General features: G+C 60.4%; 13 protein-coding genes. 12 read left to right on the forward strand and 1 reads right to left on the reverse strand.

Going from position 1 to position 12,999, the window contains the following annotated elements; all coding sequences use genetic code 11:
- Positions 1-19: 19 nt before the first annotated feature.
- The 8 genes from SDD30_RS06215 (at position 20) to rsmI (ending at position 7,372) form a co-directional block, all read left to right on the forward strand.
- Entirely contained in the window at positions 20-1,315 is a 1,296-nt protein-coding gene (locus SDD30_RS06215; protein ID WP_434074062.1) for a (Fe-S)-binding protein, read from the forward strand.
- 133 nt (positions 1,316-1,448) lie between these two features.
- Positions 1,449-2,225, forward strand: a complete 777-nt coding sequence (locus SDD30_RS06220; RefSeq protein ID WP_434074063.1) for a polysaccharide deacetylase family protein — start codon at positions 1,449-1,451, stop codon at positions 2,223-2,225.
- A gap of 45 nt (positions 2,226-2,270) precedes the next feature.
- Positions 2,271-3,683 (forward strand): aminotransferase class I/II-fold pyridoxal phosphate-dependent enzyme, encoded by a 1,413-nt coding sequence (locus SDD30_RS06225; protein WP_434074064.1) that lies wholly within the window; start codon positions 2,271-2,273, stop codon positions 3,681-3,683.
- Positions 3,684-3,705: 22 nt separating this feature from the next.
- The gene (gene tmk, locus SDD30_RS06230; RefSeq protein ID WP_434074065.1) at positions 3,706-4,326 is read left to right on the forward strand and encodes a dTMP kinase; all 621 of its coding nucleotides are present in this window, start codon (positions 3,706-3,708) and stop codon (positions 4,324-4,326) included.
- A gap of 258 nt (positions 4,327-4,584) precedes the next feature.
- A complete protein-coding gene (holB, locus tag SDD30_RS06235; protein ID WP_434074066.1) occupies positions 4,585-5,406 on the forward strand; it encodes a DNA polymerase III subunit delta' in 822 nt (273 codons plus the stop codon).
- Positions 5,407-5,408: 2 nt separating this feature from the next.
- Positions 5,409-6,218 carry a PSP1 domain-containing protein gene (locus tag SDD30_RS06240; RefSeq protein WP_434074169.1) on the forward strand — a complete coding sequence of 270 codons (810 nt, stop codon included), beginning with the start codon at positions 5,409-5,411 and terminating at the stop codon, positions 6,216-6,218.
- On the forward strand, positions 6,208-6,525 hold the full coding sequence (locus tag SDD30_RS06245; protein WP_434074067.1) for an initiation control protein YabA: 318 nt from the start codon (positions 6,208-6,210) through the stop codon (positions 6,523-6,525). Before SDD30_RS06240 ends, SDD30_RS06245 begins: the two co-directional genes overlap by 11 nt.
- Positions 6,518-7,372 carry a 16S rRNA (cytidine(1402)-2'-O)-methyltransferase gene (rsmI, locus tag SDD30_RS06250; RefSeq protein ID WP_434074068.1) on the forward strand — a complete coding sequence of 285 codons (855 nt, stop codon included), beginning with the start codon at positions 6,518-6,520 and terminating at the stop codon, positions 7,370-7,372. The genes SDD30_RS06245 and rsmI overlap by 8 nt, the downstream gene beginning before the upstream one ends.
- 52 nt (positions 7,373-7,424) lie before the next feature.
- Here rsmI and SDD30_RS06255 read toward each other — a convergent pair whose 3' ends face one another.
- Positions 7,425-7,682: an AbrB/MazE/SpoVT family DNA-binding domain-containing protein gene (locus tag SDD30_RS06255; RefSeq protein WP_109207701.1), complete on the reverse strand. Its 258-nt coding sequence runs from the start codon at positions 7,680-7,682 to the stop codon at positions 7,425-7,427.
- 186 nt (positions 7,683-7,868) lie between these two features.
- On the opposite strand from SDD30_RS06255, the gene metG reads away from it, so the two are divergent.
- The 4 genes from metG to SDD30_RS06275 all read left to right on the forward strand — a co-directional run bounded on the left by metG (position 7,869) and on the right by SDD30_RS06275 (position 12,893).
- Complete coding sequence (metG, locus tag SDD30_RS06260) at positions 7,869-9,839, forward strand: methionine--tRNA ligase (RefSeq protein ID WP_434074069.1); 1,971 nt, start codon at positions 7,869-7,871, stop codon at positions 9,837-9,839.
- Positions 9,840-9,855: 16 nt separating this feature from the next.
- Positions 9,856-10,626, forward strand: a complete 771-nt coding sequence (locus tag SDD30_RS06265; protein ID WP_434074070.1) for a TatD family hydrolase — start codon at positions 9,856-9,858, stop codon at positions 10,624-10,626.
- A gap of 234 nt (positions 10,627-10,860) precedes the next feature.
- Positions 10,861-11,787 carry a 3D domain-containing protein gene (locus SDD30_RS06270; RefSeq protein ID WP_434074071.1) on the forward strand — a complete coding sequence of 309 codons (927 nt, stop codon included), beginning with the start codon at positions 10,861-10,863 and terminating at the stop codon, positions 11,785-11,787.
- Positions 11,788-11,891: 104 nt separating this feature from the next.
- Positions 11,892-12,893 (forward strand): resuscitation-promoting factor, encoded by a 1,002-nt coding sequence (locus tag SDD30_RS06275; RefSeq protein ID WP_434074072.1) that lies wholly within the window; start codon positions 11,892-11,894, stop codon positions 12,891-12,893.
- Positions 12,894-12,999: the final 106 nt, after the last annotated feature.

Here is a 12,999-nt window from a genome sequence, read left to right on the forward strand (position 1 = left end):
GGTGAGGAGGAAATAGGCCATGGTAAAAACCTTGCGCGAGCGGGAAGAGGATATCGTTCGTTGCAATAGATGCGGTTTCTGTGAAGAGGTATGCCCCACCTATAAGGCTACAGGGGAAGAATTTTCCCTGGCCCGGGGACGCAACCGCTTGATGCGCCAATCGATGGAAGGTAAACTCGATCTCACCAAAGAGCCTGAGATTAACCAGCATATCTACTCCTGTCTCCTCTGCGGCGCCTGCGTGGCGGCCTGCCCCTCCTCGGTCATTACAGATACCCTGGTAAAGGCCGCCCGGGCGGAGATTACCCGGGCCAACGGCCAGCCCTTCCCCATTCGCATGGCCCTGCGGGGGGTGCTGGCCAACCAGCGCCGCCTCACCCTGGGAGCTAAAGCCCTGCGTTTCTATCAGCGGAGCGGTGCCCGCTGGCTGGCCCGCCACACCGGTTTCCTCAACCTGATGGGTTCCTTGGGTAAGGCCGAGGGGTTACTGCCGGCCATCCCGGAAAAGACCCTGCGGGATCGTTTGCCCCAGCTTTTGCAGAAACCCTTGAAACCACGACATAAGGTCGCCTATTTTGCCGGCTGCATGATTAATAATTTTTTCAGCGCCGTTGGCGAGGCTACCTTGCGGGTCTACCAGGAGAATGATATCGAGGTGGTAGTACCAACTTCTAACTGTTGCGGCATTCCCCACGAGGCCTATGGTGATACGGAGATGCAGCTTAAGCTGGCCAAAGAAAACCTGGATGCCTTTAGCCGCTACGAAGTAGAAGCGGTGGTCACCGACTGCGCCACCTGCGCTCACGGCCTCCACAGCTACGCCGAACTCCTTCAGGACGACCCCCACTACGGCCCCCTGGCGGCAGCCCTGGCAGCTAAAATAAAGGACGCCTCCCAGTACCTGGTGGAGGTGGGTTATAAGAAAGAAATGGGACCGGTTAACGCCACCGTTACCTACCATGATCCCTGCCATGCCTCGCGGGGCTTGAAGGTTAAGGAACAGCCGCGGGAGATCCTGAAGAGCATCCCGGGGGTTAAATTCGTAGAAATGAATGAGGCCGACTGGTGCTGCGGCGGGGCCGGTTCTTACAACGTCACCCATTATGAACTTTCCCGTAAAATCCTGGCCCGCAAGATGGCCAACTTTGAAAAGACCGGGGCCGAGTACCTGGCCACCTCCTGCCCGGCCTGCCTCATGCAACTCGCCCACGGCCTGGATGTCCACCACCTTCCTGGCCGGGCCATCCACGTTATGCAGCTCCTTGACCAGGCTTACCAGAACCGGTTCGTGCGGAATAAAGCCAAGGCCGATTGATAGGTCGGCCATTCCCGCCCTCGTTCCCCCTCCGGCGAGGGTTTTCTTTTACCATTATTGGTGGACGGTGGTAAGACTTTGCTCTCATATAGCCGCCGGTAACGGAATAGGATTATCCTGGGGGGTGTAAGGGATGATCCTGTTATGGCGCTGGCACCGGATAGGCAGGGTCCTGATCCCGGTGCTTGTGTTTTTCCTGGGGCTCCTGCTGGGAGCCTGGCTGGCCGATCGCCAGCCCCTGGCGACCCTGGTGGGTCGTACCAACAGGCTGCTGCCCATCTATAGCGTCGGCACAACGGAAAAAAAGGTGGCCTTTTCCTTTGACGCCACCTGGGGGGCGGAGTATACTCCGAAACTGCTGGCCACCTTAAAGCAGCATGGTGTGAAGACGACCTTCTTTCTCACCAATATCTGGCTCAAGAAGTACCCCGATGTGGCCAAACAAATAGCTGCCGACGGCCATGAGATCGGCCTGCACTCGGCCTCCCATCCCCATTTTACCGCCTTGAGTGAGGCGGAGATGGAAAAGGAACTGCAGGAGAACAGCCGGATGGTTACAGAAGTGACGGGCTATAAAGCAGAGCTTTTCCGGCCGCCTTTCGGCGACTATAACGATGCCGTCATCCGGACGGTAGAAAGGATGGGCTACCAGGCTATCCAGTGGGACGTAGATTCCCTGGACTGGCAGGAGCAGATGACGGCCACGGATATCTATAACCGGGTCGTCAAGGGCATCAAACCGGGCTCCATCGTCCTCTTCCATAATAATGGCCGTTATACGGCCGACGTCCTGGGGCCGCTTCTGGATAAGCTGAAGGCCGACGGCTACCAGGTGGTGCCGGTGGGTCAGCTAATTATTAAAGGCGACTATTACGTGGATCATGCCGGCGTCCAGCGTGCCGGGCGCTAACGGGATGGTGTTTCGTACCGCCGGCAAGTATGCTACAATAGAAGGGTGAAAACCCAAGGGCAGGCGCCTCTCTGGGAGGCGCTTTTAAATTATCGCCAGCAAAGGATGGGCTCCTGGCATACACCGGGGCATAAAGACGGCGCCTACACCTGGCCGGAGTGGCGGGAGCTCCTGGGGCCGGCCCTGGCCCTGGACCAGACCGAGGTTCCCGGATTGGACAATCTGGCCCATCCCTCCGGGGCCATTGCCGCCGCCCAGGAGCGGGCCGCCCGTTTCTATGGCGCAGCCCGTACCTTTTTCCTGGTGAACGGGGCCAGCGTGGGCCTCATGGCCGTCATCCTGGCTACCTGCCGTCCCGGAGATGAGGTTTTACTGCCCCGTTACGCCCACCGGGCGGTCTTTAACGCTTTGATTTTGAGTGGAGCCCGGCCGGTTTACCTGGAGACTCCCTGGCTGGAGGCCCCGGGCCTGCCCCTGGGGGTGCCCCCGGCCAGCCTGGCCGCGGCCCTGCAGGGGCACCCCGGCGCCAGGCTCCTGCTCCTGGTCCACCCGACCTATGAAGGAATTGTCCCCCGGACGGGGGAACTGGTGGCCCTGGCCCACGACCGGGGCCTGCCGGTCCTGGTCGACGCCGCTCACGGGGCCCACTTTGGCCTGGATCCGGCTTTACCGCTGTCACCCCTAGACCTGGGGGCTGACTTTGTCGTCCAGAGTACCCACAAGACCATGGGAGCCCTGACCCAGGCGGCCATGCTCCACCTGCGGGAGGAGGATCCGGCAGCCGGGGTGGCGGCGGCCCTGAACCTCCTTCAGACTACCAGCCCCTCCTATATCCTCATGGCTTCCCTGGATCTGGCCCGTCTCCTGGCGGAGGAGCGGGGTCGTCAGGACTGGGGCCGGGCCGTGGCCAGGGCCTTGACGGTTAGGGAAAGGCTTGCCCAGGCCGGGTTGCCGCCCCTGACCGCAACGGCGGTTACCGGGCCGGCAGCCAGCGGCCTGGATGTCACCCGCCTGGTGCTACCGGTTACGGCCCTGGCCCTGGGCAGCGGGCAGGCGGCAGCCGCCGCCCTGCGCCGGGCCGGCCAGGAGGTTGAACTGGCAGGAGCCGGCTATGTTCTGTTCATTATTACCCCGGGTGATGGGGAGGAAAAGATAGGAGCCCTCCTGACAGCGTTACTCTCCCTGCCGCGGCCGGCCGGAGGGGTAATATCCGGGAGGAAATTTGCGCCTCCCGCAGAGATACCGGAGGTGGCCCTAACGCCCCGGGAAGCCTGGCTGGCCCCCCACCGGGAGCTGCCCTTAAAAGAAGCCGCCGGCAGGATCGCCGCCGAACTCATTGCCCCCTGCCCGCCGGGGATAGCCCTGGTCGCACCGGGAGAGGTCATGACGCCGGCTGTCCTCGACCGGCTGCAGGCAGTACGCGGCCCCGCTGGCCGGGTAGTGGTGGTAGATGAATAAGGAGGAAAGGGTAAATTTTGCAATGAGTAAAGGCCTATTTATCACCCTGGAGGGGCCGGATGGTGCTGGCAAGACTACCCAGATGGACAACCTGGCGGCTTACCTGGCCAAGCGGGGTCGGTCCGTAGAACGTACCCGGGAACCCGGGGGCACCCGGCTGGCGGAAGCCATCCGCCAGCTGCTCCTGAAACCGGGTTACGGCCCGGTAGATCCCCGGGCGGAGATCCTCCTCTACGCCGCGGCCCGGGCCCAGCACGTCGCCGAACGGATTCGCCCGGCCTTGACGGCGGGGAAGATCGTTCTCTGCGACCGCTTCGCGGATTCCACCCTGGCCTACCAGGGTTACGGCCGCCGGCTGGGGGCCCAACTGGTGGAGCAGATCAATAACCTGGCCACCGCCAACCTGAAGCCGGATTTAACCCTCCTCCTGGATGTCCCGGTGGAAATAGGCCTTAGGCGGCGGCCAGGGGGTGCCGACAGGATGGAACAGGAAAACCTGGAGTTCCACCGCCGGGTACGCCAGGGCTACCTGGAACTAGCCCGCCGCGAACCCAGACGCGTTCGCCTGATCGACGGTACCCGCTCCCCGGAGGCCGTCTGGGCCGAGATCCAGGGGATTCTGGACGGCTTGCTGGCAGGGTAGCATCTTGTGGGTGTTGACGCCCCAGCCAGCAGGCAAGGTTAGGGAAGGGCTGGCGGGTACAGGCGAAAGGCGACCATTAACAACCATTTTTGGTATAACCCTATTTTCGGAGGAACAAATCATGGTGGCAAGCTGCCACCGCGAACGGGAGAAATGAAAGGCAGGATAGCTCTAATCTGAAACTGGCATAGCCAGTTTCTACAAACATCCCACCTCTCACCTCCCACTTCTCACATCTCATTTCGGGGAGGGAAGCCTTTGCAGGTACACCAACAGCTGCGCCAGGCCTTACAGGTCGGGAAACTCGCCCATGCCTATCTCCTGGCAGGCGGCAGTGAGGAGGAACGCCGCTCCCAGGCCCTTTACCTGGCCACGGTCCTGAACTGCAGCAACCGCCAGGATGGCGAACCCTGCGGCCGCTGCCTCTCCTGCCGGCAGATGGCCGGCGGCAATCACCCGGATTTCTATCTGATTGAACCCAGCGGCGCCAGCTTGAAGATCGCCCAGATCCGGGAGCTCCAGGACCGGCTGGCCCTGCAGTCCTACCAGGGTGGGGCCAGGGTAGCTGTTCTGGCCGGAGCCGACACTATGACCGAGGCGGCGGCCAACTGTCTGCTTAAAACCCTCGAGGAGCCGCCGGAAGGCGCCTATCTCCTTCTCCTGGCAGCCCAACCCGACCGGCTGCTGCCGACTATTCGCTCCCGCTGCCAGGAGCTGCATCTAGAAGGGAAAATGGCCGTCGCCCCGGTCGGCGGCCGTTATTGGGAACGGCTGGTGATGGCTGACTTGCAGGTTATAATGACTGAGGTTTTACCGGAGCTGGAAAAAGAGGAGGAACTGCCGGCGGTATTGGCGGGCATGGCCCTGGCCTGCCGTGACCAGCTGGTTTGGCAGATGACGGGGACGGCAAGACTATTATTACAACGTGGCACCCCCTCGGCTCCGGCCCTGACGCCTGCCCGCCTCTGGGCCGCTTTCCAGGCCATCCAGGATACCCTGGCGGCCTTGGAGCATAACGCTAACCGCCGCCTGGCCCTGGAAGTATTAATGTTTAAATTCTGCGCCCAGGGAGGTGTTTAAACATCATTACTGTAGTCGGGGTAAGGTTTAAAAAAACCGGTAAGGTTTACTATTTTGACCCGGGAGAGATGGAACTCCAGCAGGGGGACCAGGTAATCGTCGAGACAGCCCGGGGCCTGGAATTAGGGGAGGTAGTCATTACCCCCCGGCAGGTGGAAGAAACCGAGGTGGTGCAGCCCTTGCGTCCCGTTCTCCGCCGGGCGACCCCAGCTGACCTGGAGCAGGTGGCTACCAACCGCCAAAAGGAAAAAGAAGCCTTTGCCATCTGCCAGCAGAAGATCCAGGAACACGGCTTGCCCATGAAACTAATCGATGTGGAATTCACCTTTGACATCAGCAAGATTATCTTTTATTTCACCGCCGACGGCCGGGTGGACTTCCGTGAACTGGTTAAAGACCTGGCGTCAATCTTCCGCACCCGCATTGAGCTGCGCCAGATCGGTGTCCGGGATGAAGCCAAGATCCTGGGCGGCCTGGGCTGCTGTGGCCGGCCCATCTGCTGTGCCACCTTTATGGGCGACTTTGACCCGGTGTCCATTCGCATGGCCAAGGAACAGAACTTATCGTTAAACCCTACTAAAATCTCCGGCCTCTGCGGCCGGCTGATGTGCTGCCTGCGTTATGAAAATGAGGCTTATGAAGACGCCCGGCGCCGCCTGCCCCACTGCGGGGCTACGGTGCGGACGCCGGCAGGCTGCGGTCGGGTGACGGGGATTAACATCCTTAAGGAAAAGGTTACTGTGGAAATACCCGAACAGGGAGCTATGGAGTTCTCCCTGGCAGCCATCGAAGGAGAGTGTCATGAGCATTAATCAACCGGAAGATACCGGGGGCCTGCTGTTGGCAGCCCTGGCTGGGCTGGAGGGGCAGCTAAACGAGGCCCTGAAGGAGGTCCGGCGCCTGCAGTCCCGGGCCCGGGCTCTGGAGGAAGAAAACCAGCGCCTGCGCACCCTCATCATGTCTGCCGGTGACGGCGAGGGGGGGCATCAGCAGCTGGTACGCCTCTACAACGAAGGGTATCACGTCTGCCCGCCCCATTTCGCCCGGGTGCGGGGCCAGGAAGGGTGCCTTTTTTGCCAGAGCTTCCTAGAAAAGAAGGGGCTACTGCCTGATGGCTAGTCTCTACCTGGTGGCCACCCCCATTGGCAACCTGGAGGATATCACCTTCAGGGCCCTCAAGGTGCTGCGGGAGGCGGACCTGATTGCCGCCGAGGATACCCGGCATACCCGGGAGCTCCTGGCCCACTACGCTATCCATACCCCCCTAACCAGCTACCACCGCCACAACCTGGCCGCCAAAACCCCTTACCTGCTGGGGTTGTTGCGGGAGGGTAAGGATATCGCCCTGGTGTCCGATGCTGGCCTGCCGGGTATCAGTGACCCTGGCGAGGAGCTGGTCCGGGCTGTGATAACCGCCGGCCTGACGGTGGTACCGGTGCCGGGGGCCAGTGCCGCCCTGACGGCCCTGGTGGCCTCCGGGTTGCCGGCGGGCCGCTTTGTTTTTGAGGGCTTCTTACCCCGGGCCGGTAAAGAACGTCGGGAGCGCCTGGCGATCCTGGCGGCTGAGGAACGGACCCTGATTCTTTATGAAGCGCCGCACCGGCTGGCGGTCACCCTGGCTGATTTGGCGCGTGCCCTTGGTGCCAGGCAGGTGGCTGTAGCCCGGGAGTTAACGAAAAAGTTTGAGACTATCTGGCGGGGGACCCTTCCAGAGGCCGCTAGTTATTTCCAGGCCAACCAACCACGGGGGGAGATTACCCTGGTGATCGCCGGGGTGCCACCGGCATCCCGGCCGGCCTATGACCCCCAGCAAGCTGCGCTAGCGGTGGCGGAACTAGTGGCCGGCGGCATGGAGCACAAGGAGGCCATGAAGCAGGTGGCCCGCCGGTACGGCCAGTCGCGACGGGAGATCTACCGCGCCTGCCTGGAGGCGGAGCAACGCAGGGGTGAAGCCCACAATAAATAAGGGGCACCCCGCGGTGCCCCCGGTAACCCTTAATTACTTTTAGGCGGCCGTGTTAGACGGCCTTAGCCTGCTCGCTCATGGCTTCCAGGCATTCGCGGCAGACGTTTTTGCCGTGGAAGTTGACGACATCCTCGGCGTTACCGCAGAAGACGCAGGCTGGCTCATATTTTTTCAGGATGATCTTCTCATGATCGACATAGATCTCCAGGGCGTCGCGTTCGTCAATACCCAGGGTGCGGCGCAGTTCGATGGGAATGACCACCCGGCCAAGCTCGTCCACTTTCCGGACAATACCTGTGGATTTAATCATGGCTTTCTCCCCTCCCTCTTTCAACATGTTTCGACAACCTGTCTATATGATACCAATACTTCCAGTAAACGTCAACCATATTTTGGACAAAAAAATAGCATTCTCGCACCATTACAGGCAAAACTTGACACCTTGCTCCCGTTTTTAATATAATACTCCTGAAATTGCCGAAAGGGGACGACCCACTTGGGGGATAAGGTTTTCTATGTTACCACCCCTATCTATTATCCCAGCGATAAACTGCATATCGGCCATGCCCTGACGACCACCATGGCTGATACCCTGGCCCGCTACAAACGCCTGCGGGGTTACGACGTCTATTTTCTCACCGGTTCGGACGAACACGGCCAGAAGATCCAGCGCAAGGCCCGGGAGGCAGGCCTGGAACCCATCCAGTATGTCGACCGGATTGTAGCCACCTTCCAGGAGCTCTGGCGGCGCCTCAATATATCCTATAACGACTTTATTCGCACCACCGAGCCGCGCCATATGCGGGTCGTTCAGGCCTTGTTACAAAAGATCTACGATCAGGGCGATATCTATAAATCTTCTTACGAGGGCTGGTACTGCACCCCCTGCGAGACCTTTTGGATGGAACGGCAGCTCCAGGACGGCAAATGCCCCGACTGCGGCCGCCCGGTGGAACTGGTCCAGGAGGAGAGCTACTTCTTCCGGATGAGTAAATACGCCGGCCGCTTGCTGCAGTATATCAAGGATCACCCCGACTTTATTCAGCCCGCCACCCGGCGCAATGAAATGCTCAGCTTTATCGAGGGCGGCCTGGAAGACCTCTGCGTCTCCCGGACGACCTTTGACTGGGGCATCCCGGTGCCCATGGACCCCAAACACGTCATCTATGTATGGTTCGACGCCCTGACCAACTACATCTCGGCCCTGGGCTACGGTACAGGGGATGACCATCTCTTCCGCAAGTACTGGCCGGTGGACGTCCACCTGGTGGGCAAGGATATCGTCCGCTTTCATACCATCATCTGGCCCATTATCCTCATGGCCGCCGGGATCGAGCCGCCCCGCCAAGTTTTCGGCCATGGCTGGCTGCTGGTGGATGGCGGCAAGATGTCGAAATCCAAGGGTAATGTCGTCGACCCCCTGGTCCTCATTGACCGCTATGGCGCCGACGCCATCCGTTATTTTCTCCTGCGGGAGATGCCCTATGGTGCCGACGGCTATTACAGCGAAGAGGCCTTAGTCAACCGCTACAATACCGACTTGGCCAACGACTTTGGCAACCTCCTCAGCCGGACGACGGCCATGATCGAGAAGTTTAACGGCGGGATCATCGCGGCCCCGGCAGCGCCGGAACCACCGGACGAGGAGTTGACCGCCCTGGCGGCAGCCATCCCGGCTGAGGTGGACGCTGCCCTGAACCACTATGAGTTTGCCCGCGCCCTGGCCGCCATCTGGCGTCTGGTCAACCGGGCCAATAAATACATTGAAGAAACGGCCCCTTGGGCCCTGGCCCGGGACCCCCGGAAAAAACCGCGCCTGCAGACGGTCCTTTATAACCTGGCCGAGGCCGTGCGCCAGGCGACGATTATGGTCGGTCCTTTTATGCCCGGCATCCCCGGCCGGGTGTGGCAGCAGCTGGGATTGGCGGACGTCCCGGCGGCCCGCACCTGGGAGAGCCTGGCATCCTGGGGCGGTATACCTGCAGGTACCAGGGTCAAGCGGGGGGAGGCCCTCTTCCCCCGGATCGATTTAAAGGAAGGGGAAGGAGAAGTACCGGTGACGGAGAAGATAGAACCAGCAAAAGCGGAACCAATAAAGGCAGCACCTACAGCTACGGGAACGGCTGGCGCCGGACCAGAGGTAGAGGAAATTACCATCGAGGAGTTCAGCCGGATTAAACTACGGGTAGCCCTAGTCCTGGCCGCCGAAAAGGTGGCCAATGCCGATAAGCTCTTAAAACTCCAGGTCCGGATTGGGGATGAGGAGCGGACTATCGTGGCCGGCATCGCCCGGTACTACCAGCCGGAGGAACTGGTGGGTAAAAAGGTAGTCGTAGTCGCCAACCTGAAGCCAGCGAAACTGCGGGGCATTGTTTCCCAGGGGATGGTCCTGGCGGCCGTAGACGACGAGTCTTTAAGCCTGGTAACCCCGGAGCGGGCCATTAAAGACGGCGCCCAGGTGCGCTAGGCCGGCGCAGTTGAAAATGATGGCACTCATCGATTCCCACGCGCATTTGAATGACCCGGCCTTTGCCGGCGACCTGGATGAGGTGCTGGCCCGCCTGGAGGAGGCCGGGGTGGTAGGGCTGGTCAACGTCGGCTACGACGTGCCCTCCTCCCGCCGGGCCGTGGAACAGGCCCATAGCCGGAATTATATCCATGCTGCCGTGGCCGTCCATCCCCACAATGCCCTGGGCTTTGATGCGGCAGCGGAAGCAACTATTCGCGGCCTGGCTCGGGACGGCCGGGTGGTGGCTATTGGCGAGACGGGGCTGGATTACTACCGCAACCTCTCCCCCCGCCAGCGCCAGCAGGAGGTCTTTCGCTGGCACCTGGACCTGGCCCGGGAATTACGCTTACCGGTGATTATCCACGACCGGGACGCCCACGAGGATACCCTGCGCCTGTTAAAAAAGGCCGCCCCCCTGCCGGCCGGCGGCGTTCTCCACTGCTTTTCCGGCAGATGGGAGATGGCCCGTGAGTGCCTGGAACTGGGCTTTTATATCTCCTTTGCCGGGCCGGTGACCTTTAAAAACGCCGTTAAGCAGCGGGCCATAGCCGCCCGGGTGCCCCTGGAACGATTGCTTATCGAGACCGACTGCCCCTACCTGACCCCGGAACCCCACCGCGGCCACCGCAACGAACCGGCTTACGTAAGCCTGATAACTGTAGCCCTGGCCGCCGCCCGGGGCCAAACGGCGGCAGAGATAGCCATTGCTACCACCACCAACGCTAGAAGGTTGTTTGGGATGTGACAAGGGTTTTATTTTTGCTTCGTTATTTACATTCGTTATTTACAAAGGTATAACTGGCGACTATTCCACCAACCCGTCCCTTTACTCAAGGGGCGGGCTTTTTAATTGGCAGCAGCCAGGGTATAAAACCTAAATATTCTGCTAAGACTATAGTTGGTGTATATTGGAAGGAGTGAAGCCATGTTTCCGCTGCGACCGCCTTCCGGCCGGTGCCCAGCCGGCCGGGGGTGCAAGTTGGCAATCTTATTCTGCCTACTGGCAGGGCTGCAAGCCCTGCTCCTGGTTGGTTGGACCAGCAACCGGGTAGATATCTATGCTGACGGCCAGGCACGGCAGGTAAGCACCAATAACTGGCTATTTGGCGACAGCCGGGGCCTGGAGGAGGGGCAGCTGCAACTGGGAGATTGGCTTCTGCCCCTGCCCGGCGGCTGGTTCTGGCCCGGCTTGAAGTTGACCATGGCCGGGGGTATGCCAGTACAGGTGGAGATCGCCGGACAAAACCTCTGGTCAGGGGCACCGTCGCCGGCAGTAGCCGGAGTCCTGGCCGGGGCCGGGATCACTCTGGGTCCCCGGGACCGGGTGGAGAGCAACCTGGGCAGTGCTGATCGCTACCAGTACATCCGGGTAATCCGGGTCGAGGATACGATAGAGTTACAGCAGGAACCGGTAGCTCCAGGGGTGGTGCGCCGGCCGGATTATTACCTGCCTCCCGGACAGGAAAAGGTGGTCCAGGAGGGGCAACCCGGGGTGCGTTACTATAAATACCTGGTCACTCGGGAAAACGGTGCAGAAATTGGGCGCCGGCTAGTCGACACCTGGATCGAGGTCCAGCCCCGGCCCAAAGTAGTAGCCTACGGCAGCAGGGCCTATCCTGCGGTTGCCGCCCGGGCCGGAGAAACTATTAAAGTGGTGGCAACGGCCTACACCCATACGGGTAACCGGACGGCAACAGGTATCTGGCCCTACCGGGGCATTGTCGCTGTAGACCCGCGGGTTATACCCCTGGGCACCAGGCTCTATGTGGAGGGCTACGGTTATGCCGTGGCCCAGGATACCGGGGGCCTGATTAAAGGTAACCGCATTGATCTTTTTATGGATAGTGAAAATGAGGCCATCCAGTGGGGCCGGCGACCGGTAACTGTCCGGATTCTCGAAAACTAGACAAAAGTTTCCAGATGCGGGGGCAGGAAAATCTTACCCCCGCGTCGAAATATTTATATCATGTTAAGGGGAGAAGCTAGCTTTATTTATTCAGGAGGTGACCCATGGACGGTTGGATTGATAAGTGGCGTCAAAAACACGCCCGGGGGCGCCGCCGGCCCTGGCTCTGGATTCTGATGGCAGCACTGCTGCTTCTTACCGGCACCGGGTGGGGCGTAGTAACTTACGCCTGGAAACGGGCAGTCGTGGAGGTAGACGGACAAAAGATTGTCACCCGGACCTTTGCTCCGACGGTCGCCCGGCTGCTGGAAGAAAAACATATCACCCTGGGGGCAGAGGACGTAGTAACCCCGGCCCTGGAGGCACCGGTAACGAAAGATATAGTCATCACCGTGCAACGGGCCGTGTCAATTAAAATAAGCGTCGAAGGGCGGGAGCAGGAGGTTTTAACGCCCCCGGCTCCAGTAGCCGTTGTCCTGAAAAAGGCAGGAGTCAACCTGAACCCCGGCGATAAAGTAACGCCGGATCCCAACGCAACCGTTGGCGCCGGGGATACCATCAAGGTAATTCGGGTAACCACCAAAACCGAGAGTATCGATAAAGAGATCCCTTACCGGGTGGAGCGCCGCCCCGACCCGCAGCGGGAAAAGGGCACCATCAGCCTGGTGCAAAAGGGGGAAAAGGGCCTGCAACGGGAGACCTACCGGATCACCATGGAAGACGGCCAGGAGGTGAACCGGGAACTGGTGTCCTCGGAAACAATTAAAGAGCCCGTACCGGAGGTAATTGCCGTTGGCACTATAGATACGGCCTCCCGTGAGGGGCGTACGTTTCAGTTTGAACGCGTTTTCTGGGCCACGGCTACGGCTTACACCCACTCCGGCGCCGCTACGGCCAGCGGTGCCTATCCCCGGGTAGGGACTGTCGCCGTAGACCCGGCGGTAGTCCCCCTGGGTACGCGTCTCTACGTGGAAGGCTATGGTTTCGGCATTGCCCAGGATATCGGCAGTGCCATCAAGGGCGACCGCATTGATGTCTTTTTAGATACCGAGGCGGATACCTACCGCTGGGGCGTCCGTCGGGTAAGGGTCTATATCCTGCGTTGATAATACTACCAGGGCAAATAAGGCTAACGGGCAAAACCACCCCGCGCGGGGTGGTTTTGCCTTATCAGGGGACAGTTATATTTGTACCGCAGCCCCGGATGTAGTA

Origin of the sequence: Moorella naiadis (nom. illeg.) (assembly GCF_051020825.1) — a bacterium.
GTDB classification, from domain to species: Bacteria; Bacillota; DSM-521; order Neomoorellales; family Neomoorellaceae; genus Neomoorella; species Neomoorella naiadis.